The organism is Roseicella frigidaeris (genome assembly GCF_003258945.1).
GTDB lineage: Bacteria > Pseudomonadota > Alphaproteobacteria > Acetobacterales > Acetobacteraceae > Paracraurococcus > Paracraurococcus frigidaeris.
Genome location: NZ_QLIX01000039.1, coordinates 1 through 23240 on the forward strand (window position 1 = coordinate 1; position 23240 = coordinate 23240).

A 23240-nucleotide genomic window follows, 5' to 3' on the forward strand; every position below is an offset into this window, starting at 1 on the left:
GCGCCCAAGTCTCTATCCCAGCGCCAAAGACACAAGCGAACCGGAGGTTCGCGCCCGGCGTCTGAGGGGCCGGTGATGGGTCACCAGCAACGGCCGTTCGTATCAGATGCGGCCCCGCATCCGGGCGATGGCGCGGCGGACCGGCAGCATCGCCGTCATCGCCGCGCCGACGGGCCGCAATTCCTCCAACAGGCCCTGCACCGGCGCCAGCGCCGCGCGGGTCGCGCCGAGCTCGGCGGCGATGGCCGGAAGCTGCGCCTCCTGCAGGTGCCGCAGCTTGGCCTCGATGGCGCCGAGCCGATCGCCCTCCTGCCCCGGCGGCACCACCGGCGGCGCCGATTGCGACGAGGGGCCGAGCAGGAGCTCGATCTGCTCGCGCTGCTCGAGCACCATGCGCCGCAGCAGGTCGAGTCGCCGCGCCTCGCGCACCGCGGGCGAGGCGAAGCGCTCGCGGCCACGGACGAGGCGGGCGAAGAACTCCACCGCCGGCCGCGGCTCCACCCAGTCGATGCGCCAGTCGGTCAGGCCGAGCTCGCCGAACTCCAGCACCAGCAACTCGAAGCTGGCCGGGGTGAATTGCCAGCCATGGCAGTCGATATACCCTTGGCCGGCCTCGGCCAGCTCCATCTGCTCGACCGCCTGCTCCAGCGTGTGCTCGAGACGGAGCTCGGCGAGCTGCGCCCGGCCCCAGCCCGCCCGGCCGCCATCCGTCGCGCTGTAGGCGACATGGTCGAACAGGGCGCGCGGGCTGTGCAGCCCGCGGCCGGCGCGATGCGCCACGACGAACTGCCCGGTGGTCGAGGGCGGGCGGAAGAAGTCGAAGCAGAGCCGCTTGTCCGGCACCGCCAGCAGCAGCACGCCACGATCCGGGTCGAGCAGGCGCTCGGCCGAGCGCAGGAACCCGATCAGGTCCGGCAGGTGCTCGATGACGTGGCAGGCGATCATCGCCGCGTAATGGCCATGCCGCTCGGCCGGGACCACGGCATGCAGCGGCCCGCCCGCCCAGACATGGTCCACCGCCTCGATGCGGCTGGTATCGACCGCGCCGCCAGCGTATTTCCTGACCAGCTCCTCCTGGGTCGCATGGTCGACGATGGTGACCTGCCAGCCTTCCGAGCGCGGCGCCACCGGGTTGAAGCTCGGGCCGATCTCGAGCAGCGGCGCGTCGCGCGCGATCCCCTGCAGCAGCCTCGCGTTGCGCTCCGACATCTCGCCCCTTCCCTCCCTGACCGGCCGTCACGCGGGCCGGGACCGGCGGTCTCAGCCGCCGAAGGCGGCTGCCATGATCGCCGCGGCCTGGCGGGCCGGGCTGTAGCGCGCCTCGGCCGCGGCCAGCGCGGACTCGGCCATATGCGGGTAGTCGTCCAGCCGGTCGATGGCGCGCAGCAGCACCTCCTCCCAGCGATGCGCCGGCGCGAGATAGCCGGTCTCGCCCTCCTCGATCGCCCGCCGCAGCGTGAAGGAAGGCGAGGCGACGCTGACGGTGCCGACGATCGAGGCCTCGAAGACCTTCAGCTCGGACTTGCAGTTGGTGAAGGTGTTGTCCTGGAGCGGGACCAGGTTGAGCTCCACCTCCCCGATCAAGCGTTGCAGGTTGAGGAAGTCCTGCAGCGGGAAGCGCTCGATCCGCTCGCCCATGCCGGCGAGGCGGCCGCGCGGCTCGAGGAAGCCGACGATGCGCAGCGTGAGGCGCCGGTCGCGCTGCAGCAGCTCGGCCAGGGTGTCGGCGACGATGGCGAAGTCGCGGTTGTGCGAGGGCGTGCCGGAGAAGTAGCCGAGATGGATGCGCCCGTCGCGGCGCCAGCCGGTGGCGCGCTTGCGCTCGACGATGCGGGCGGAGAGGTCGAGCTGCACGCCGTTGAGGAAATTCGGCACCACCCAGGTGGGGAGGCCGCAGAAATCCGTGGCCCGGCGGGCGAGGAAGTCGTTGGTCAGGATCACGCCGTCGCAGAGGCGCATCGTCTCGCCGATCCGGCTCATGGCGGCGAACCAGAAGTCGAGATCGGTATCGGTGGTGTTCTGGTCCAGCGTGTCGAGCACCAGATGGGTGAAGCGCGTGTCGAAGATCAGGTCGTCGACATCGAAGAGGACGCGCCGCCCGCGCGACTTCGCGGCGCCGATGAGGCGGGCGAAGGCCGGGGTGTAGCGGGCGCGGCAGATGACGATGGTGTCCGCCCGGTCGATGATGCGGTCGGCCCATTCCAGGTCGGCCGCCGAGAACCAGGAGGCGCCGACGCCGGGCTCGGCGAGGCCGAGCGCCTCCACCATGTTGAAGCAGCGATAGCGGAAGGTGCTGGTGTCCGGCCGCTCGTAGAACCAGGCGACGCGCGGCGAGCCGCGCGAGAGGGCCGCGAGCCGCTCCGCGAAGCTCTGCGACCAGGGGTCCTTGTAGCGGATGGCGGGGGGGCCGTTCGGGAACATCGGTCAGCGCGCGATGTGGTCGAGGACGGGGGCGAAGGCGGCCTCCCAGTCGCGGCCGATCCGGGAATCGCGGAAATTCGTCTCGCGCCGCGGCTCGTCCTGCGCCAGCTGCACCGCCTCCCCGAGCGCCGCGACCAGCGCATCGACCGAGGGCTCGGCGCAGAGGATGTTGCGGCTGTACCGCTCGAGCGACTGCTTCGGCCCGAACTGGTTGGTGACCACCACGGCGCCGCTGGCGGCGAGATCGAGCGGCGGGTAGCTCGGATGCGGCGTGAACATCAGCGAGAGCCCGACATCGATGCTGCGGATCAGCGCGGCATAGGTCGCCCAGGGCAGGTTCTGCGCGATCTCCGGCTGGATGCCGCCGGGCAGCGAGATCCGCGGCACGTCCTTGCCGACGAAATGGTAGCTCCAGCCCGCGGTCGGCAGCACGCCCCGCTCCATCGCCGCCGCGATCGCCTCGAGGCCGCGGAGGAACAGGTTGCGGTCGTTCTTCGGCCGCGCATAGAAGAAGAAGCGACGCTGCCGCGGCCCGGGCTGGGTCTCCCGGTGGTAGATGGTCTCGGGGAAGGCCGGCTCGAAGGCGACGCTGTCGGCGGCGACGCCGCGCACGCCGTCGGCGATCAGGTAGTCGCGCAGCGCCGTCGTGTTGACGACGAAGCGGATGCGGGTCTCGTCCATCACCTCGCGGCAGCGGAGCTGCTCGTCGCCGGCGGGGTAGAACATCCGCTCGTCTTCCTGCAGCAGGTAGAGGATGCGGTCCGGCCGCACCGCCCGCAGCGCGGTCCAGGTGCTCCACCAGGAGGTGGTGAGGAGGAGGTCCTCCGCCCCCATCGGGATGGCGCGGCCGTTGCCGGCATGCAGGAACTCGACATTGCCGTCGTAGCGCACGCCGTGCGCGCTCAGCACGGTGCCGAAATTGCGCGGCTCCGGCGCCTCGATGCGCGTCACCACCCGCAGCGGCACCTCCAGCCGCCGCGCCAGCAGCGCCGCCAGCACCACGGCGGTGCCGACGCCGCCGAAGAGATGCCCGGCATTGATGCTGTCGGTGACCAGCGTCAGGCGGCGCGGCGCGGCGGTCTCCGGGAAGGTGGTGAGCGGCGCCGGCAGATGCGCCGCGAGATAGCCATGCACCTCCGTCGTGCCCGGCAGGCTGTTCGGCAGCAGCGCCTCCAGCAGCGGCATCGTCGGCGCCGGCAGGCTGCCGGGCACCGGCGAGGCGCGGCCGAGGGCGCGCTTGAGCTGCGCCACGTAGCTCGGCTCGCGCCGGGCCAGCCCGACCGCGATCCGCATCGGCTTGGTGATGCGCCAGGAGGTCGAGCGGATCACCGCATCGCGCAGCTGCCGCGCCCGCTGCGCATCGGCGAGCGTGGCGTCGCGCTCGGCCCGCACGGCGCCGAGCTCGGCCAGCAGCCGGTCGCGCTCCGCCGCCGCCGCCTGCGCCTGGTTGCGCGCCTCGTCGCGCGCGGCGACCGCCGTGTCGCGCTCCGTGAGGACGGTCTCCTCCATCTCGGCGAGACGCGCCTCGAGGGCCTGGAGGGCGAAATGGTCGCGCACCGCCTCGCCGCGGGTGGCGAAGAAGCGGCGGATGGCGAAGGCCTCGTCGGCTTCCCCGGCGGCGGCGAACAGGGCGCGGCAGGGCTCGGGCAGGGCGGCGCCGAGGCCGAGCACGCCAAGCCCGTGGCCGTGCAGGAACTCGAAATGCGGATGCGCCGCGCGCAACTCCCGCCACAGCCGCCAGACGGCGTTGTGGCGCTCGCGCAGATTGGTGTTGTGGATCAGGACGATCCCGCGATCCGAGAGCGTGTCGCGCCAGCCGCGGAAGGCGGCGGCCACCTGCTCGTCATCGGGCGCGTTGATGTGCAGCAGGTCCACGTCGCCGCGGTCGAAATGCGTCCGTGCTTCCTCCGGGCGCATGCGCAGCAGGGTGGAGAAGGGATGGCCGCGGCCATCCGCCTGGCGCGCGGGGCCGAGGCGGGCCAGGCCCTCGCGCGGGCGCGCGGGCTCGCCCATGCGCTCGACCGCGAAGCAGCGGGTGGCGAGGCCGAGCCGCTCGACGGCCTGGCAGAAGGCGCCATAGGCCACGCCGTTGGGCCGGCCGAGCTCGACGATGCTGCGCGGCCGCAGGGCTTTGACCAGCCAGAAGGCGAAGGGCACATGGACATGCCAGGCGGTGGGCCGGTGCGGGCCCGGCATCCAATCGACCTCGGGGCCGATCTCGATTCCGGCGAGCAGCATGTCGCGACGGGCACGGGCTGGGAGGTTCATGTCCATCGTGCTCTATCCGCCTGCCGGATGGTCATTGGGGTCGCAGCGGACGCGCGCCCATGGCCGCTGGGGCCTGCCCGGCCGGCACCCGGGACGTCCGGGAGGCGGAGGCGGAACTGGGATGGGCCGCAATACGGCGTTTCCTTCCGCACGAGTCCGTCGCTTGGCTGATGCAAACTGTATCCCACCCAGACCGAATGCCGGACCTGCGCGTCTTCACGATACCTCACGAATCCTCACGATACGGCGAGATGATTGCTGCGACTGCGAAGCTGCCCATGTCGCGTCTGTATGCGGCCCCTACTGCCGATGTCCAGGCTTGCACCTGACCTGGCGAGCCCCTGCGGCCGAGTATCGATCGGGCATCGACCGTCGGATCGCGCCATGAATTGCAGTAATTCTGCGATGCCAGGGCAATGGATTGCGGCGATGACTGCGCCAGGCGGGGATGATCCCCCGAACGTTCTTGTGGCGAACAGGGACGCAAAAAATATGTCCCATTGTATCACATGTATCAATGGTTCGGCAGCGCCAGCGCCAGGGGCAAGAAGCCGGGGCAACACGCCAAGGGGCAAAAAAAAGGCGGCACCCGAAGGCGCCGCCGAGTTTAGGGAGGAAACGTCCAAGAAAGCAGCAGGCGGCGAACCGCTTTGCTGCGATGCACAATCTAGCGCACCACGCGGCCGATGCAAGGGCATTCCGCACCGGGCCGCATTGACAATTGGTCGGAGCCGGTCCGCGATCGCGGCCGCCCGGATCGGCCCGGCGATCGGTTTTCCCCTGGACGGCCCCGCATGATGGCGCCAGCCATGGCGGGGCCGGTGATGCTCCCGCCGCCGCAGCGGCCGGCACCCCCTGGCCCCGCAACCCGAGGCACGAATGAGCCCCATGCGCTTCGACTCCCTCTATCGCCACGGCTTCGCGCGGATCGCCGCCTGCACCATCCGCACCGCGCTCGCCGATCCCGCGGCCAATGCCGCGTCGATCCTCGCCCTGGCCCGGGATTGCGACGCGCGCGGCGCGGCGGTCGCGGTCTTCCCGGAACTCGCCCTCTCCGGCTACTCGATCGAGGACCTGCTGCTGCAGGACACGCTGCTCGAGGCGGTGGAGGCGGCGGCGGCCGAGCTGCTCGCCGCCTCCGCGGCGCTGCGGCCGGTGCTGGTGGTGGGGGCGCCGCTGCGCCATGCCGGCCGGGTCTACAACACCGCCCTCGTCCTGCATCGCGGCCGGCTGCTCGGCATCGTGCCGAAGAGCTACCTGCCGAACTACCGCGAGTTCTACGAGAAGCGGCAGGTGGCGCCCGGCGACGGCCTGCCCGCCGGCGACATCCGCTTCGCCGGCCAGCAGGCGCCGGCCGGGGCCGACCTGCTCTTCGCCGCCGAGGACCTGCCCGGCCTCGTCCTGCACACGGAGATCTGCGAGGATTTCTGGGTGCCGATCCCGCCCAGCTCGGCCGCGGCGCTGGCCGGGGCGACGGTGCTGCTCAACATCAGCGGCAGCCCGATCACCATCGGCAAGGCCGAGACGCGGCGCATGCTCTGCCAGTCGCAATCCGCCCGTTGCCTCGCGGCTTACGTCTACACCGCCGCCGGCGCTGGCGAATCGACCACCGAGGTCTCCTGGGACGGCCAGGCCGAGATCTGGGAGAACGGCGCCCTGCTGGCCGAGACGGCGCGCTTCCCGCGCGGCGCGCAGATGGCGCTGGCCGATGTGGATCTCGACCTGCTGCGGCAGGAGCGCATGCGCCAGGGCACCTTCGACGACAACCGCCGCAACACGCCGGCGGCGCTGCAGGCCCGCCGCATCGCCTTCCGCCTCGACCCGCCCGAGGGCGATCTCGGCTTCCTGCGGCCGATCGAGCGCTTCCCCTTCGTGCCGGCGAATCCCGAGCGCCTCGCCCAGGATTGCTACGAGGCCTACAACATCCAGGTGGCCGGCCTGACCCAGCGGCTGGAGGCGGCGCGCATCCGGCGGCTGGTCATCGGCGTCTCCGGCGGCCTCGATTCCACCCAGGCGCTGATCGTCGCCGCCAAGGCGATGGACCTGCTCGGCAAGCCACGCACCGACATCGTCGCCTACACCATGCCCGGCTTCGGCACGAGCGAGGGCACCAAGGGCAACGCCCACCGGCTGATGGCCTCGCTCGGCGTCACCGCGCATGAGCTCGACATCCGCCCGGCGGCGCGGCAGATGCTGGCCGATCTCGGCCATCCCTACAGCCGCGGCGAGCCGGTCTACGACATCACCTTCGAGAACGTGCAGGCGGGGCTGCGCACCGACTACCTGTTCCGCGCCGCCAACCATGTGGACGGCATCGTGCTCGGCACCGGCGACCTGTCGGAGCTGGCGCTCGGCTGGTGCACCTATGGCGTCGGCGACCAGATGTCGCACTACAACGTCAATGCCGGCGTGCCGAAGACGCTGATCCAGCACCTGATCCGCTGGGTCATCCAGTCCGGCCAGTTCGATGCCGAGGTCGGCGCGGTGCTCGAGGCCATCCTCGACACCGAGATCTCGCCCGAGCTGATCCCGGCGACGGAGGGCCAGGCGATCCAGAGCACCGAGGCCAAGGTCGGCCCCTATGCGCTGCAGGACTTCAACCTTTACTACACGCTGCGCTACGGCTTCCGCCCCTCGAAGATCGCCTTCCTCGCCCTGCAGGCCTGGGGCGACGCGGCGCGCGGGAGCTGGCCGCCGAACTTCCCGGCCGGGAAGCGCAATGCCTATGCGCTGGCCGAGATCCGCCACTGGCTGGAGGTGTTCCTGCAACGCTTCTTCGGCTTCAGCCAGTTCAAGCGCAGCGCCATGCCGAACGGGCCGAAGGTGGCCGCCGGCGGCTCGCTCTCGCCGCGCGGCGACTGGCGGGCGCCCTCGGACGGCAATGCCCGGGCCTGGCTGGAGGAGCTGCGCCGCAACGTGCCGGAGGCCTGAGCGCCGGCACCGCCCTCCGAGGCATCCCCGGCCGGCCTCATCCGTTGAGGCCGGAAACGGGCATGAGGGAGGCCGGATGCCGGAGTGTGGGTTGCGCCACGGGCCGCTGACGCGCCGCACGGTCCATCTCTGCATCGACATGCAGGTCCTGTTCCGCGACACCGAATGGCACACGCCCTGGCTCGAGCGCGTGCTGCCGCAGGTGGAGCGCCTCGCCGCCGCCTGGCCCGGGCGCACCATCTTCACCCGCTTCATCCCGGCCCGCAGCCCGGAGGCGGCCGAGGGAAGCTGGCGCCGCTACTGGCGGCGCTGGGAGGGCCTGACCCTGGAGGCCCTGCCCCCCGGCATGACCGAGCTGCTGCCGCCCCTCGCCCGCCTCGTCCCGCCGGCCGAGCTGCTGGACAAGCCCGGCTACAGCCCCTGGTTCCGCACCGGGCTGCAGGCGCGGCTGCAGGCCCGCGGCGCCGACGCGCTGGTGGTGAGCGGGGCGGAGACGGATGTCTGCGTCCTCGCCGCCGTGCTGGGCGCCGTCGATCTCGGCTATCGCGTGGTGATGCCGACGGATGCGCTCTGCTCCTCCTCCGACGCCATGCACGACGCGCTGCTCGGCCTCTACCGCAGCCGCTACGGGCAGCAGGTGGAGACGGCGAGCACGACGGAGATCCTGGACGCCTGGCGGGACTGATAGCGACGGCCGTTGCTGGTGACCCATCAACGCCCCCCATCGGCGGTCTCCTTGGCGCCGGGCGCAACCCTCCGGCTTGCCTGGGCCTTCGCCGCGTCGTGCGAACAGCACGCCTTCGGCATGCAGGAAGCAGTCATGCCGTTGGCATGACGCTCCCGGGGAGGCGGCGGGCCCGATCGCCCCGCAAGACGATGCCGCACCGCCTGAAGGTGCTCAGGCATGCTATACCCCGGACAGGATCGGAGGAGTGCGCATGGCCCAGGACCGCAGCCATCACACCACCATCGGCAATCACCGGCTCAGCCCGGAAACCCTCATGCTCGGCTATGGCTACGACCCGGGCCTGTCGGAAGGCTCGGTGAAGCCGCCCGTCTTCCTCACCTCCACCTTCGTCTTCCGCTCGGCCGAGGAGGGGCGCGACTATTTCGACGTGGTGGCCGGGCGGAAGGAGGCGCCGGAGGGCGGCGCCGGCCTCGTCTATTCCCGCTTCAACCACCCGAACAGCGAGATCGTCGAGGACCGCCTCTCCCTCTGGGACGGGGCGGAGACGGCGCTGGTCTTCGCCTCCGGCATGGCGGCCATCGCCACCACCATCCTCGCCCATGCCCGGCCGGGCGACGTCATCCTGCACAGCCAGCCGCTCTATGGCGGCACCGAGACGCTGCTGGCCCGCACCCTCGCCGAGTTCGGCATCGGTGCCGAGGGCTTCTCGGCCGGCACCGACCCGGCGGCGATCGAGGCGGCGGCGGACCGCGCCCGGGCGCGCGGCCGGGTCGGGCTGATCCTGGTCGAGACGCCCTCCAACCCGCTCAACACGCTGGTCGACCTCGTCGCCATCCGGCGCGCGGCCGAGCGGATCGGCGCCGAGCAGGGGCATCGCCCGCCCATCGCCTGCGACAACACCATGCTCGGCCCGGTCTTCCAGCAGCCGCTGGCGCATGGCTGCGACCTGGTCCTCTATTCGCTGACCAAATATGTCGGCGGGCATAGCGACCTCGTCGCCGGCGCGGTGGTCGGCAGCCGGGCGCAGCTACGGCCGGTGCGGCTGCTGCGCGGCGCCATCGGCACCCAGCTCGACCCGCATTCCTGCTGGATGCTCGGCCGCTCGCTGGAGACGCTGTCGCTGCGCATGCATGCCGCGGCGCGCAATGCCCAGGCGGTGGCCGAGTTCCTCGAGGCGCATCCGCGCATCGCCGCCGTCCATGCGCTGAACCACCTGCCCGAGGGCAGCCCGGCGCGGCGGGTCTACGAGGCGCAGTGCAGCGGCCCCGGCTCGACCTTCAGCATCGAGATCGCCGGCGGCCAGGCGGAGGCCTTCCGGGTGCTGAACGCGCTCCGCGTGTTCAAGCTCGCGGTCAGCCTCGGCGGCACGGAATCGCTGGCCAGCCATCCGGCCTCGACCACCCATTCCGGCGTCCCCGCCGAGTTGCGGGCCCGCATCGGCGTCACCGATGGGCTGGTCCGGCTCTCGATCGGCATCGAACATGCGGACGACCTGATCGCCGACCTCGCCCAGGCCCTCGCCACGCTGGACGGCTGAGGCTTGCCGGCGCCCCGGCGCCGGCGCCAGGATCGCCCCGGGGGCAGGCGGCCGCGCCATGGCCGTCGCTCCCAAGGCCGGCGCCCCAATGCCGGCGCCCTGGGGAGGACGACATGCACCGACGCCGCCTGCTCGCCGCCGCGGGGCTGCTGGCCCTGCCCGCCATCCTGCCGGGCGCGGCGGCGCAGGGCTTCGACCACCCGCTCCGCATCATCGTCCCCAACGCGCCGGGCGGCACCAGCGACATCCTGGCGCGGCTGCTCGCCACCCCGCTCGGCCAGGCGGCCGGGCAGCCGGTGGTGGTCGAGAACCGCGCCGGGGCGGGCGGCAATATCGGCGCCGACCTGGTGGCGAAGAGCCCGCCGGACGGACACACCCTGCTGCTGCTCGATGTCAGCGTGCTGGCGACCAACCCCTTCCTCTTCGCCCGCCTGCCCTATGACGTGGAGAAGGACCTCGCCACGGTCAGCATGCTGATCTATGCGCCCTATATCCTGGCGGCGAGCAAGACGCTGCCGGTGCAGGACGCGGCGGGGCTGGTGGCCTATGCCAGGGCCAATCCCGGCAAGCTGAATTTCGCCAATTCGGGCACCGGCACGCTGAGCCACCTGGTGGCGGTGGCGCTTGCCGCCGCCTGGGGCGGCGAAGCGGTGCACGTGCCCTATCGCGGCGGCGCGCCGGGGCTGCTCGCCGTCGCCAGCGGCGAGGCGGACCTGACCATGGCCGGGGCGACGCAATCCATGCCCTATGTCGTCCAGGGCCAGATGCGGGGCATCGCCGTCTCCGGCCCGCACCGCCTGGCCGCCCTGCCGGACCTGCCGACCTATGCCGAGCTCGGCTGGCCGCAGGCGCAATCCGGCACCTGGCAGGGCGTGCTGGTCCAGGGCCAGACCCCGCCCGCCCAGGTGGCGCGGCTGGAGGCGATGCAGGCGCCGGCGGTCCGGACCCGCATCGCCGAGCTGGGCGCCGAGCCGCGGACCGAAGGGGCGGCCGCCTTCCGCGCCCAGCTCCGCGCCGATACGGCGGCGCTCGGCAAGATCATCCGCGACCACGACATCCGGCTCGACCAGTAGCGGCAGCCGCCCCGGCCGGGATCCCGGGGCTGCCCCTGCCCTTGCCCCTGCCCTGGCCCGGTGCGATGTTCCGGCCCTCCGAATGAGCCCGGCCCGGCGCGAGACGCCGCGGCCGCAGAGCACGAGGGCGTGGTATGGCGAAGATCAAGGTGAAGACCCCGGTCGTCGAGATGGACGGCGACGAGATGACCCGGATCATCTGGGGGTTCATCAAGGACAAGCTGATCCTGCCCTATCTGGATATCGACCTGAAGTATTACGACCTCGGCATCCAGTACCGCGACCAGACCGACGACCAGGTGACGGTGGACGCCGCCAACGCCACCAAGCAGTACGGCGTCGGCGTGAAATGCGCGACCATCACCCCGGACGAGGCGCGGGTGAAGGAGTTCGGCCTGAAGAAGATGTGGCGGAGCCCGAACGGCACCATCCGCAACATCCTCGACGGCACCATCTTCCGCGAGCCGATCATCTGCTCGAACGTGCCGCGGCTGGTGCCGCACTGGTCGAAGCCGATCGTCATCGGCCGCCATGCCTATGGCGACATCTACCGCGCCGCCGAGACCAAGATCCCCGGCCCCGGCAAGGCGACGCTGACCTGGACGCCGGCCGATGGCGGCCAGCCGATCGAGCTCGAGGTGACCAACTTCCCGGCCGGCGGCGGCGTGCTGATGGGCATGCACAACACCCGGACCAGCATCGAGGGCTTCGCCCGCGCCTCGCTCAACTACGGCCTGGCGCGCGGCTACAGCGTGTACTTCAGCCACAAGAACACGATCCTCAAGGCCTATGACGGCGAGTTCAAGGACATCTTCCGCCGCATCTACGACACCGAATTCGCCGAGCAGTACAAGGCGAAGGGCCTGACCTACGAGGACCGGCTGATCGACGACATGGTGGCCACCGCCCTGAAGTGGGAAGGCGGCTATGTCTGGGCCTGCAAGAACTACGACGGCGACGTCGAATCCGACATCGTGGCGCAGGGCTTCGGCAGCCTCGGCCTGATGACCTCGGTGCTGCTCTCCCCGGACGGCAAGACGGTGGAGTCGGAGGCGGCGCACGGCACCGTCACCCGCCACTACCGCGAGCACCAGAAGGGCCGCGAGACCAGCACCAACCCGATCGCCTCGATCTTCGCCTGGACCCGCGGCCTCGCCTATCGCGGCAAGTTCGACGCCACGCCCGATGTCGAAGGCTTCGCCGAGACGCTGGAGAAGGTCTGCGTCGACACCGTCGAGAGCGGCTTCATGACCAAGGACCTCGCCCTGCTGATCGGCAAGGACCAGCCCTGGCTCAACACCCAGGCCTTCCTCGCCAAGCTCGACGAGAACCTGCAGAAGGCGATGAAGCAGGCCTGACCGGCGGGCCCGGCCGGCCTATCGGAGGGGGCGGGCCGCAGGGCTCGCCCCTTTTCCATATCGGCTAGGGCACGATCCGCTCCCCCGGGTTCGCGGACGTGCTCTAGGGATAATCCGAGAGGGTGCGCCGCACCGCCCGCTGCCAGCCGGCATAGGCTGCCTCGCGCTCGGCCTGCAGCATCGCCGGGGTGAAGCGGCGGTCGAGCCGCCAGGCCGCGGCGAATTCCGCCGGCGCCGGGCAGAGGCCCGATTGCAGCCCGGCCAGGTAGGCGGCGCCGAGCGCCGTCGTCTCCCGCACCACCGGCCGGTCCACCGGGGCGCCGAGGATGTCGGCGAGGAATTGCATGGTCCAGTCCGAGGCGACCATGCCGCCATCGACGCGCAGGATGCTCCCCTCCCCGCCGGTCGCCGCATCGGGATCGGTGGCCGGCAGCGCCTCGGCGAGGTCGGCCTGCATGGCGATCAGCAGGTCCCGCGTCTGGTAGCCGACGCTCTCGAGCGCCGCCCGGGCGAAGTCGCCGGGGCCGGAGGCGCGGGTCAGGCCATGGATGGCGCCCCGCGCCTCGGCATCCCAATGCGGCACGCCGAGGCCGACGAAGGCCGGCACCAGGTAGAGCCGCTGCGCCGGGTCGGCGGCGGCGGCCAGGGCGCCGCTCTCGGCCGCGTCGCGGATCAGCCCGAGCCCGTCGCGCAGCCATTGCACCGCGGCGCCGGCGACGAAGATCGCCCCCTCCAGCGCATAGCTCCGCTCCCCGCCGAGCTGATAGGCGATGGTGGTCAGCAGCCGGTGGCGGGAGGCGACCGGCACCGGGCCGGTGTTGAGCAGCGCGAAGCAGCCGGTGCCGTAGGTGGATTTCAGCATGCCGGGGCGGAAGCAGGCCTGGCCGAGCGTCGCCGCCTGCTGGTCGCCGGCGATGCCGCGCACCGGGATGGCGGCGCCGAGCAGCCCCGGCTCGGCCAGGCCGAACTCGGCAGCGCAGTCGCGCACCTCTGGCAGCAGCGCCATCGGCACGCGGTGCAGCGCGCACATCGCCGGGTCCCAGCGCCCGGCGCGGATGTCGAAGAGCATGGTGCGGGCGGCGTTGGTCGCATCCGTCGCATGCACCCGGCCGCCGGTCAGCCGCCAGAGCAGGAAGCTGTCGACGGTGCCGAAGGCGAGGTCGCCGCGCTCCGCCGCCTCCCGCGCCCCGGCCACGTGGTCGAGCAGCCAGGTGAGCTTGGTCGCCGAGAAATAGGGATCGATGAGCAGGCCGGTGCTGGCGGCGACCGCCGCGGCATGCCCCGCCTCGCGCAGCGCGGCGCAGATGCCGGCGGTGCGGCGGTCCTGCCAGACGATGGCGCGGTGGATCGCCCGGCCGCTGCGGCGGTCCCAGAGCAGCGTCGTCTCGCGCTGGTTGGCAATGCCGATGCCGGCGATGTCCTGCGGCCGCAGCCCGGCCCGCGCGATCGCCTCGCGCATGACCGCGAGCGCGCTGTCCCAGAGATCCTCGGCCTCGTGCTCCACCCAGCCCGAGGCCGGGTAGTGCTGGCGGAATTCCTGCTGCGCCACGGCGACCGGCGTCAGCTCGGGCGTGCGGAAGAGGATCGCGCGGGTCGAGGTGGTGCCCTGGTCGAGGGCGAGGATATGGCCGGCGGGCATGCTCGGGGTCCCGGAGAAGGCCGGACGGGGGATCGGCGTCCCCCGTCGCGGCGGGGAGGATCGCCACGGGGCGGCGGCGCCTGCGGGCGCGCCGCCCCGTGGCCGGGTCAGGCGCGCTTCGGCGGGCTGGCCGGCCAGCCGCGGATCAGCGTGTCGTAATCCACCGTCTCGCCCTTCGGCTTCTCGTTCGCCAGCTTGCGCTGCGGCGCGACGTTGCCGTCCTTCTTCGCCTGCTCGTACCAGTGCTCGGCGCTGGTCTTCGGGTTCAGCTTCGGGCCGCACTCGCCCTGGACATTGGCGCGCTGCAGCCGCTCCAGCACGCTGTCCTGCGCCGCGGCCAGCGCGTCCATGGCGGCCTGCGGCGTCTTCGCCCCGGAGGAGGCGTCGCCGATATTCTGCCACCAGAGCTGCGCCAGCTTCGGATAGTCCGGGATGTTCACGCCGGTCGGCGTCCACTGCACCCGCGCCGGGGAGCGGTAGAACTCGACCAGCCCGCCGAGCTTCGGCGCCCGCTCGGTGAAGGAGGGGTGCCAGATGTCGCTCTCGCGGATGAAGGTGAGGCCGACATGGCTCTTCTTCAGGCTGGTCGACTTGGCGACGCAGAACTGGGCGTAGAGCCAGGCGGCGCGGCGGCGGTCGACCGGCGTCGATTTCAGCAGGGTCCAGGAGCCGGCATCCTGGTAGCCGAGCTTCATCCCCTCCTTCCAGTAGGCGCCGTGCGGGCTCGGCGCCATGCGCCATTTCGGCAGCCCCTGGGCATCCACCACCGGCAGGCCGGGCTTGACCATGTCGGCGGTGAAGGCGGTGTACCAGAAGATCTGCTGCGCGACGTTGCCCTGGGCCGGGACCGGGCCGGATTCGCTGAAGGTCATGCCGGCCGCCTCGGGCGGGGCGTATTTCTTCAGCCACTCGACGTATTTGGCGATGGCGTAGACCGCCGCCGGGCCGTTGGTGTCGCCGCCGCGCTCGATGGAGGAGCCGGTCGGCCGGCAGCCCTCCATGCGGATGCCCCATTCATCGACCGGCTTGCCGTTCGGGATGCCGCGGTCGCCATTGCCGGCCATGGAGAGCCAGGCATCGGTGAAGCGCCAGCCGAGCGAGGGGTCCTTCTTGCCATAGTCCATATGGCCGTAGACCTTGACGCCGTCGATCTCCTTGACGTCGTTGGTGAAGAACTCGGCGATGTCCTCATAGGCGGACCAGTTCACCGGCACGCCGAGCTCGTAGCCATACTTCTTCCGGAAGGCCTCCCTGATCGCCGGGCGGCCGAACCAGTCGTAGCGGAACCAGTAGAGGTTGGCGAATTGCTGGTCCGGCATCTGGTACAGCTTGCCGTCCGGCCCGGTGCAGAAGCTGCGGCCGATGAAATCCTCGATGTCGAGGGTCGGCAGGGTCTGGTCCTTGCCCTCGCCCGTCATCCAGTCGCTCAGCGGCACCGCCTGCTGGTAGCGGAAATGCGTGCCGATCAGGTCGCTGTCGTTCACCCAGGCATCGTAGAGGTTGCGGCCCGACTGCATCTGGGTCTGGATCTTCTCGACGACATCGCCTTCCTGCAGCAGGTCGTGCCGCAGCTTGATGCCGGTGATCTCGGAGAAGGCCTTGGCCAGCGTCCGCGCCTCGTATTCATGCGTGGTGATCGTCTCCGACACCACGTTGATCTCCTGGCCGCGATAGGGCTGCGCGGCGCGGGCGAACCACTCCATCTCCTGCATCTGCTGCTCTTTCGAGAGCGTGCTGGGCTGGAACTCGCCCTCCACCCAGCGGCGGGCGGCGTCCACGCCCTGCGCCACGCTGTGCCGCGGCGCCAGGATGAGGGCGGGCGCGGCGATGGCGGCGGCGCTGCCGAGCAGCAACCGGCGCCGGCCAAGCGGCGTGATGACGGTCATTCCTGTTTCCTCCTTCACCTGCGCCCGGCCCCGGCCGGGCGCCACCGGTCAGGCCCAGCGGAACATCGCCGCGCCGAAAATCAGGGAGACGAGGCTCGCGCCCCAGAGCGGCGCCTCGCCCGCGAGGGCCAGCCAGGCCAGATGGATGAAGGCGGCGCCGAGCAGCGTCAGGAAGAGCCGGTCGCCCCGCGTCGTCGGCAGGCCGAGCATGCCGACGCGCTCGGTCTCCGGCCGCAGCAGGGCAAGCCCGGTCATCGCCCCGAGCGTGGCGAAGAGCAGCGCGAAGAAGAGCGCCGTCTGCCAGGTCCAGGCCATCCAGTCGAGCGCCATCAGACCCTGCCCAGCGCGAAGCCGCGCGCGATGTGGTTGCGGACGAACCAGATGACGATGGCGCCGGGGATGATGGTCAGCACTCCGGCCGCCGCCAGCAGGCCCCAGTCCATCCCGGCCGCCGAGACGGTGCGCGTCATCGTGGCGACGATGGGCTTGGCGTCCACCGTCGTCAGGGTGCGGGCCAGCAGCAGCTCCACCCAGGAGAACATGAAGCAGAAGAAGGCGGCGACGCCGATGCCGCCCGCGACCAGCGGCATGAAGACGCGGACGAAGAAGGCCGGGAAGGACCAGCCGTCGATCGCCGCCATCTCGTCGATCTCGCGCGGCACGCCGGACATGAAGCCTTCCAGGATCCAGACCGCGAGGGGCACGTTGAACACGCAATGCGCCAGCGCCACCGCCCAGGGCGTGTCGAACAGCCCGACCGCGCTGTAGAGCTGGAAGAAGGGCAGCGCGAAGACCGCGGGCGGCGCCATGCGGTTGGAGAGCAGCCAGAAGAACAAGTGCTTGTCGCCGAGGAAGCGGTAGCGGCTGAAGGCATAGGCCGCCGGCAGCGCCACGGCCAGCGAGATGGCCATGTTCAGCAGCACGAATTTCAGGCTGTTGATGTAGCCGCTGTACCAGGAGCTGTCGGTGAAGATGCGGCGGTAGTTCTCCAGCGTCGGGTTCTGCGGCCAGAGCGTCATGCCGCTGCTGATCTCGAGATTGGTCTTCAGGCTCATGTTGACGAGCCAGTAGATCGGCACCAGCAGGAAGAGCAGGTAGAGGCCGAGGCCGAGCCGCGGCGCCAGGGCGCGGGCCAGGCCGGCGCCAGCGCCGATGCCGGCGGCCGGCAGCGCCGCCGGGGCGGTCGCGACGCGAGGCTGCACCGCGCTCATCGCCCGGCCTCCTGTCCCGCCCCTTGGACCGCCTCGCTCTGGCCGCGGGTGGTGGTGGCGAAGAACACCCAGCAGACGGTGAGGATGATGAGGTTGTAGACGATCGACATGGCCGCCGCCTTGCCCAGGTCGAACTGCCCGAGGGCGAGCTTCACCAGGTCGATGGAGAGGAAGGTGGTGGCATTGCCCGGCCCGCCGCCCGTCACCACGAAGGGCTCGGTGTAGATCATGAAGCTGTCCATGAAGCGGAGCAGCACGGCGATGGTGAGCACGCGCTGCAGCTTCGGCAGCTGGATGGCACGGAACACCGCCCAGGCCCCGGCGCCGTCCACCTTGGCCGCCTGGTAATAGGCATCCGGGATGGCGCGCAGCCCGGCATAGCAGAGCAGCACGACCAGCGAGGTCCAGTGCCAGACATCCATCGCCACCACGGTGATCCAGGCGGCGAGCGGGTCCTGCGCGTAATTGTACTCGATGCCGAGCCCGTTCACCGCGGCGCCGAGCAGCCCGATGTCGCGCCGCGCGAAGACCTGCCAGATGGTGCCGACCACGTTCCAGGGGATCAGCAGCGGCAGGGCCAGCAGCACGAGCGAGGCGGCGACGCCCCAGCCGCGCCGCGGCAGGGTGAGCGAGACGGCGATGCCGAGCGGGATCTCGATCAGCAGGCAGAGGCCGCTGAACAGCAGGGTGCGCCACAGCGCATCGAAGAAGCGGCCGCCGAGATCGGTGGACGGGTCCAGCAGCTCGCGGAACCAGCCGGTGCCGTTCCAGAAGAACTGGTTGTTCCCGAAGCTGTCCTGCACCGAGTAGTTCACCACCGTCATCATCGGGATGAGGGCGGAGAAGGCGACCAGCAGCAGCACCGGCAGCACCAGGCCCCAGGCGCGGTCGTCGCGCGGCTTGGCCATGCTCAGCCCTCCCCCTCGACCAGCCGGCCATCGGCATAGACATGCAGCCGCGCCGGATCGAGCCGGAGCCGCGGCTCGGCCGGCACCGGCATCCCCTCCGGCAGGCTGGCCGCGAAGGGCTGGCCGGCGAGGTCGAGCCGGGCGATGCGGCGCCGGCCGAGATCCTCGATCCGCTGCACCGCGACCGGCAGGCCCTCGGCGCCGAGGCTGGCGAATTCCGGCCGGATGCCGAGCTCCAGCCGCCCCCCCAGCGCCGGATAGGCGCGCGGCAGGGCGATGCGGGCGCCGCCCGGCAGGATCGCCTCGGCGCCCAGCAGCGCGCAGGAGAGGAAGTTCATCCCCGGGCTGCCGATGAAATGCCCGACGAAGCGATGCGCCGGCCGGTCGAACAGCGCCTCCGGCGTGCCGACCTGCACCACCTCGCCCTCGCTCATCACCACCACCCGGTCGGCGAAGGTCAGCGCCTCGGTCTGGTCATGGGTGACGTAGATCATCGTCACCGGCACCTGCCGGTGCAGCTCCTTCAGCCGCGAGCGGAGCTCCCACTTCAGATGCGGGTCGATGACGGTCAGCGGCTCGTCGAACAGGATGGCGGCGACGTCGTCCCGCACCAGGCCGCGGCCGAGCGAGATCTTCTGCTTCTCGTCGGCGCCGAGGTTGCGCGCCCGCCGGTCGAGGTCGCGGGCGAGGCCGAGCAGCCCCGCCACATGCTCCACCCGCGCCCGCGCCGGGGCGGCGGGCATGCCGCGGTTGCGCAGCGGGAAGGCGAGGTTCTCCCGCACCGTCATGGTGTCGTAGACCACCGGAAACTGGAAGACCTGCGCCACGTTGCGCCGCTCGGTCGGCAGCGCGGTGACATCGGCGCCATTGAACAGCACCCGCCCGGCGCTCGGCCGGATCAGGCCGGAGACGATGTTGAGCAGCGTCGTCTTGCCGCAGCCCGAGGGGCCGAGCAGCGCATAGGCGCCGGCATCCTCCCAGACCATGTCCATCGGCTTCAGCGCATGGCCGGCGCCGCCGGGATAGGCATGCGCCAGGCGATCGAAGGCGATGCGCGCCATCAGGCGGCCTCCGCCAGCGGCGCGACGGCGGCCAGCCTGCCATCGCCGCCGAAGACCAGGCAGCGCCGCGGGTCGAGCCAGATGGTCGCCGCCGCGCCCGGCTCCGGCCGCCGGATGCCGGGCGCGAGCACCACCCAGGCCAGGTCGCCGACATCGAGATGGACATAGCTCTCCGAGCCGGTGACCTCGGCGACGCGCACGGTGGCCGGCAGCGCAACCGCCCCGGGCAGCGGGTCGAGCGAGAGCTGATGCGCGCGGATGCCGATGGTGCAGGCCCCCTCCGCCAGGCCGGCCTCCGGCGCCGGGATCGCCGCGCCCGCGCCGAACCGCAGTTGCCCGCCGGCGAGCCGCGCCGGCGCCTCGTTCAGCGGCGGGTCGGAGAAGACGCGGGCGGTGGCGAGGTCGGCCGGGCGGCGGAAGACCTCCCCGGCCGGCCCGCATTGCGTGACCCGCCCCTCGGAGAGGGTGGCGACGCGGCCGCCGAGCAGCAGCGCCTCGGCCGGCTCGGTGGTGGCATAGACGAAGACGCTGCCGCTCTCGGCGAAGAGCTTCGGCAGCTCCTCCCGCAGCTCCTCGCGCAGCTTGTAGTCGAGATTGGCCAGCGGCTCGTCCATCAGCACCAGGGCGGCGCGCCGGACCAGCGCCCGGGCGATCGCCGTGCGCTGCTGCTGCCCGCCCGAGAGCTCCAGCGGCCGGCGGGCGAGATAGGGCGCGAGGCGCAGCAGCCGCGCCGCCTCCTGCACCCGCGCCTCGATCTCCGGCTTCGGCAGCCGGGCGACGCGCAGCGGCGCGGCGATGTTCTCGAAGACGGTGAAGGACGGGTAGTTGATGAATTGCTGGTAGACCATGGCGACGCTGCGCCGCCGCGGCGGCAGCCCGGTCACCTCGCGCCCCGCCTCCAGCAGCCGCCCCTCGCTCGGCCGGTCGAGGCCGGCGAGCAGCCGCAGCAGCGTGGTCTTGCCGGCCCCCGTCGGGCCGAGCAGCACGTTCGGCGTGCCGGCGGGCAGCTCGAGGCTCACCGGATGCAGCACCGGCCTGCCGCCGGCCGAGAGCCCGAGTCCGTCCAGCAGGATGCTCATTCCGCCGCCCTCCCCGCCGCCGGCATGGCGCCGGCGAGATGGCGCTGCAGCGCCGCCCTCCCCGCCGCGTCGATCCTGAGCCCGAGCTTGCTGCGCCGCCAGAGCAGGTCCTCGGCGCTCCGCACCCATTCCTCGCGCCGCTGCCACTCGACCTCGCGCGCGGTGAGGCCGGCGCCGAATGCCTCGCCCAGCGCCGCCATGCCGTCGGCATCGCCGAGCACCGCGCCGGCCCGCGTGCCGTATTGCCGCACCAGCCGCCGCGCCAGGGCCGGGTCGAGGAAGGGGTAGCGGGCGCGCAGCTCGGCGACGAGGCGGGGGGCGCCGTCCCAGGGGAAATCGCCGCCCGGCAGGCGGGCGCCGGCGGTCCAGGCCCCGGGCAGGCCGGGGAAATGCGGCGCCAGCCGGGCCATCGCCGCCTCGGCCAGCCGCCGATAGGTGGTGATCTTGCCGCCGAAGACCGAGAGCAGCGGCGCCTGCCCCGCCGGCGCATCCAGGGTCAGGACATAGTCCCGCGTCGCCTCCTGCGCCCGGCTCGCGCCGTCGTCGTAGAGCGGCCGCACCCCGGCATAGCTCCAGACGACATCGGCCGGCGTGACCGGCTGGCGGACATAGTCGCTGACGGCGCGGCAGAGATAGGCGGTCTCGCCCTCGGTGATCGCCACCCCGGCCGGGTCGCCGGCGAACTCCTCGTCGGTGGTGCCGATGAGGGTGAAATCCTCCTCATAGGGAATGGCGAAGCAGACGCGGCCATCGGCGTTCTGGAAGATGTAGCTGCGGTCGTGGCTCCAGAGGCGGCGGGTGACGATATGGCTGCCCTTGACCAGCCGCACCCGCGCCGGCGCGTTCTGCCCGGCGGCGCCGAGCATCTCGGCCACCCAGGGCCCGGCGGCGTTCACCATGGCCCGCGCGGCCACCTCGCGCGTCGCCCCGCTGGCCTCGTCGCGCAGCGTGGCGCGCCAGAGCCCATCCTCGCGCCGGGCGGCCAGGCAGCGCATCCGGGTCAGCACCGCCGCGCCGTGATCGGCGGCGTCGCGCGCGTTCAGCACCACGAGGCGCGCATCCTCGACCCAGCAATCGGAATACTCGAAGCCGCGGCGGTAGTGCGGCTGCAGCGGCGCGCCGGCCGGATCGCGCCGCAGGTCGAGCGAGCGCGTCGGCGGCAGGATGCGCCGGCCGCCCAGATGGTCGTAGAGGAAGAGGCCGAGCCGCAGCACCGGCCAGGGCCGCAGCCCCTTGTGGTGCGGCAGCACGAAGCGCAGCGGCCAGATGATGTGCGGCGCCGCGCGCAGCAGCACCTCGCGCTCGATCAGCGCCTCCCGCACCAGGCGGAACTCCCGGTGCTCGAGATAGCGCAGCCCGCCATGGATCAGCTTGGTGGAGGCGGAGGAGGTGGCGCCGGCCAGGTCCCCCTTCTCGACCAGGGTGACGGCGAGGCCGCGGCCGGCGGCGTCGCGGGCGATGCCGCAGCCATTCACCCCGCCGCCGACGACGAGAAGATCCTGCACCTGGCTGTTGCCCGCTATCGCCACGCGACTGTCCCTGGACGCGGAGGGCAGCTTGCCGAAGCGAAAACGCAAGGGCAAGCGAAAATTCCGCGCCCGAAGCGCGCCCTATCCGGTTTCGCTTTCCGGGAAATCGCTTTCGCTTGGCGCGTCCGGGTCTGGCCCCGTCACCTCCAGCCGGGTCCCCGCGGCGCGGCAGGCGGCGGCGAAGCCGGCGGGCGGCGGCCGGTCGGTCACCACCCCGTGCAGCTGCGCGACATGGCCGATGCGCACCGGCGCCGAGCGCTCGAATTTGCTGGCATCGGCGACCAGGATCGCCCGCCGGGCATTGCCGAGGATGGCCCGCGCCACCCGCACCTCGCGGTAGTCGAAATCGAGCAGGCTGCCATCCTCGTCGAGGGCGGAGGCGCCGATCACCGCGAAGTCCAGCTTGAACTGGGAGACGAGATCGACCGTCGCCTCGCCGACGATGCCGCCATCGCCGCGCCGCACCGGCCCGCCGGCCACCACCACCTCCACCCCCGGGCTCGGCAGCAGGATCGAGACGACATGGATGTTGTTGGTGACGACGAGCAGGTTGCGGTGGTTGGCCAGCGCCCGCGCCACCTCCTCGGTCGTCGTGCCGATGTTGAGGAAGAGGCTGGAGCCGTCCGGGATCAGCGCGGCGCAGCGGGCGGCGATGCGCCGCTTCTCCGCCTGGGCCAGGGCGCGGCGGGCGGCGTAGCCGAGATTCTCGGTGCCGGAGGCGAGCATCGCCCCGCCATGCTGGCGCGCCAGCAGGCGGCGGTCGCAGAGGGTGTTGAGGTCCTTGCGGATGGTCTGCGGGCTGACGCCGAAGCGGGCGGCCAGCTCCTCCACCTGCACCCGCCCGGCCTCCCGCGCCAGGGTCAGGATCGCCTGCTGGCGGTCGCTCAGCTCCTCGGGCGGCTGGATCGGTCCCACCCCCTCACCATGCCGCGCCGCGCCGCCGGGTGGAAGGCCGCGGCGGATCGGCGTTCCCGCCGCGGCCTGCCCGCGATAGGCTCGCGCCGCCACACCAGGCACCGAACAAGGGAGAGAACGCCATGACCCCCGCACGCCGCCATCTCGCGATGGCGGGCGCCGCCATGCTGCTCCTGCCCGGCCTCGCCCGGGCGCAATCGGGCGAGCAGGCGCAGGTCGCCAAGGCGGTCGACGCGCTGACCAAGGCGATGATCGCGGTCGACAGGCCGCAGCTCGAGGCGCTGACCGCCGAGGGGCTCAGCTACGGCCATTCCGCCGGGCGGATCGAGAACCGGAAACAGTTCATCGACTACCTCGTCAGCCGCGAGAGCGCCTTCCGCACGATCGATCTGAGCGAGCAGACGATTTCCATCGTCAATGACGAGGCCATCGTCCGCCACCTCTTCACCGCCGAGACGGTGAGCCCGGCCGGCAAGGTCACGCCGGTGAAGATCGGCGTGCTGCAGGTCTGGACCAAGGAGGGCGGCGCCTGGAAGCTGCTGGCGCGCCAAGCCTACCGACTCTGATACCCGGCGCACCCAATTCCAAACCTGCGGCCCGCAGGGCCGAGCGCCCGAACGGGCGCCGCGCCGCGTGGCGCGAAGCCAAGCAACTGTCTTTTGTGTGAATGTGGTGTTTTAGGCTGGGGCGTAGGGTTTGTTGTCGCGGATGAGTGCGTTGGCGAGGACGATGAGCT

At 71.7% G+C, this 23240-nt stretch carries 18 protein-coding genes; 6 read left to right on the top strand and 12 right to left on the bottom strand.

Features of this window, described 5'->3' with window-relative positions:
- Nucleotides 1–102: 102 nt before the first annotated feature.
- The 3 genes from DOO78_RS25125 to DOO78_RS25135 are packed head-to-tail and all read right to left on the bottom strand — an operon-like array spanning nucleotide 103 to nucleotide 4689.
- Nucleotides 103–1209 carry a methyltransferase domain-containing protein gene (locus DOO78_RS25125; RefSeq protein WP_111472642.1) on the bottom strand — a complete coding sequence of 369 codons (1107 nt, stop codon included), beginning with the start codon at nucleotides 1207–1209 and terminating at the stop codon, nucleotides 103–105.
- A 51-nt stretch (nucleotides 1210–1260) separates the two neighbouring features.
- Complete coding sequence (locus DOO78_RS25130) at nucleotides 1261–2421, bottom strand: glycosyltransferase (protein WP_207803052.1); 1161 nt, start codon at nucleotides 2419–2421, stop codon at nucleotides 1261–1263.
- A 3-nt stretch (nucleotides 2422–2424) separates the two neighbouring features.
- A complete protein-coding gene (locus DOO78_RS25135; protein WP_165839079.1) occupies nucleotides 2425–4689 on the bottom strand; it encodes a class I SAM-dependent methyltransferase in 2265 nt (754 codons plus the stop codon).
- 888 nt (nucleotides 4690–5577) lie between these two features.
- Here DOO78_RS25135 and DOO78_RS25140 point away from each other — a divergent pair.
- The 5 genes from DOO78_RS25140 to DOO78_RS25160 all read left to right on the top strand — a co-directional run bounded on the left by DOO78_RS25140 (nucleotide 5578) and on the right by DOO78_RS25160 (nucleotide 12276).
- Complete coding sequence (locus DOO78_RS25140; protein WP_111472644.1) at nucleotides 5578–7620, top strand: NAD(+) synthase; 2043 nt, start codon at nucleotides 5578–5580, stop codon at nucleotides 7618–7620.
- A gap of 76 nt (nucleotides 7621–7696) precedes the next feature.
- Entirely contained in the window at nucleotides 7697–8305 is a 609-nt protein-coding gene (locus tag DOO78_RS25145; RefSeq protein ID WP_111472645.1) for a cysteine hydrolase, read from the top strand.
- Between the two features lie 253 nt (nucleotides 8306–8558).
- Nucleotides 8559–9845: a cystathionine gamma-synthase family protein gene (locus DOO78_RS25150; RefSeq protein WP_111472646.1), complete on the top strand. Its 1287-nt coding sequence runs from the start codon at nucleotides 8559–8561 to the stop codon at nucleotides 9843–9845.
- A gap of 113 nt (nucleotides 9846–9958) precedes the next feature.
- Nucleotides 9959–10918 carry a Bug family tripartite tricarboxylate transporter substrate binding protein gene (locus tag DOO78_RS25155; protein ID WP_111472647.1) on the top strand — a complete coding sequence of 320 codons (960 nt, stop codon included), beginning with the start codon at nucleotides 9959–9961 and terminating at the stop codon, nucleotides 10916–10918.
- 134 nt (nucleotides 10919–11052) lie between these two features.
- Nucleotides 11053–12276 (top strand): NADP-dependent isocitrate dehydrogenase, encoded by a 1224-nt coding sequence (locus DOO78_RS25160; RefSeq protein ID WP_111472648.1) that lies wholly within the window; start codon nucleotides 11053–11055, stop codon nucleotides 12274–12276.
- Between the two features lie 103 nt (nucleotides 12277–12379).
- Here the strand turns inward: DOO78_RS25160 and glpK are convergent, their stop codons facing one another.
- The 9 genes from glpK to DOO78_RS25205 all read right to left on the bottom strand — a co-directional run bounded on the left by glpK (nucleotide 12380) and on the right by DOO78_RS25205 (nucleotide 22504).
- Entirely contained in the window at nucleotides 12380–13915 is a 1536-nt protein-coding gene (gene glpK / locus DOO78_RS25165) for a glycerol kinase GlpK (protein WP_111472649.1), read from the bottom strand.
- A 107-nt stretch (nucleotides 13916–14022) separates the two neighbouring features.
- On the bottom strand, nucleotides 14023–15801 hold the full coding sequence (locus DOO78_RS25170; RefSeq protein ID WP_111472650.1) for an ABC transporter substrate-binding protein: 1779 nt from the start codon (nucleotides 15799–15801) through the stop codon (nucleotides 14023–14025).
- 48 nt (nucleotides 15802–15849) lie between these two features.
- On the bottom strand, nucleotides 15850–16131 hold the full coding sequence (locus tag DOO78_RS25175) for a DUF2160 domain-containing protein (RefSeq protein ID WP_111472651.1): 282 nt from the start codon (nucleotides 16129–16131) through the stop codon (nucleotides 15850–15852).
- Complete coding sequence (locus tag DOO78_RS25180; protein WP_111472652.1) at nucleotides 16131–17012, bottom strand: carbohydrate ABC transporter permease; 882 nt, start codon at nucleotides 17010–17012, stop codon at nucleotides 16131–16133. The genes DOO78_RS25175 and DOO78_RS25180 overlap by 1 nt, the downstream gene beginning before the upstream one ends.
- A complete protein-coding gene (locus DOO78_RS25185; RefSeq protein ID WP_111472653.1) occupies nucleotides 17009–17920 on the bottom strand; it encodes a carbohydrate ABC transporter permease in 912 nt (303 codons plus the stop codon). The genes DOO78_RS25180 and DOO78_RS25185 overlap by 4 nt, the downstream gene beginning before the upstream one ends.
- A gap of 2 nt (nucleotides 17921–17922) precedes the next feature.
- Complete coding sequence (locus DOO78_RS25190; RefSeq protein WP_111472654.1) at nucleotides 17923–18981, bottom strand: ABC transporter ATP-binding protein; 1059 nt, start codon at nucleotides 18979–18981, stop codon at nucleotides 17923–17925.
- Nucleotides 18981–20060, bottom strand: coding sequence for an ABC transporter ATP-binding protein (locus DOO78_RS25195; RefSeq protein ID WP_111472655.1), 1080 nt, complete (start codon nucleotides 20058–20060; stop codon nucleotides 18981–18983). Before DOO78_RS25195 ends, DOO78_RS25190 begins: the two co-directional genes overlap by 1 nt.
- Complete coding sequence (glpD, locus tag DOO78_RS25200; protein WP_408887589.1) at nucleotides 20057–21589, bottom strand: glycerol-3-phosphate dehydrogenase; 1533 nt, start codon at nucleotides 21587–21589, stop codon at nucleotides 20057–20059. The genes DOO78_RS25195 and glpD overlap by 4 nt, the downstream gene beginning before the upstream one ends.
- 81 nt (nucleotides 21590–21670) lie before the next feature.
- The gene (locus tag DOO78_RS25205; protein ID WP_279387832.1) at nucleotides 21671–22504 is read right to left on the bottom strand and encodes a DeoR/GlpR family DNA-binding transcription regulator; all 834 of its coding nucleotides are present in this window, start codon (nucleotides 22502–22504) and stop codon (nucleotides 21671–21673) included.
- Nucleotides 22505–22626: 122 nt separating this feature from the next.
- Between DOO78_RS25205 and DOO78_RS25210 the strand changes: the two genes are divergently transcribed.
- A complete protein-coding gene (locus DOO78_RS25210; protein ID WP_111472656.1) occupies nucleotides 22627–23070 on the top strand; it encodes a nuclear transport factor 2 family protein in 444 nt (147 codons plus the stop codon).
- Nucleotides 23071–23240: the final 170 nt, after the last annotated feature.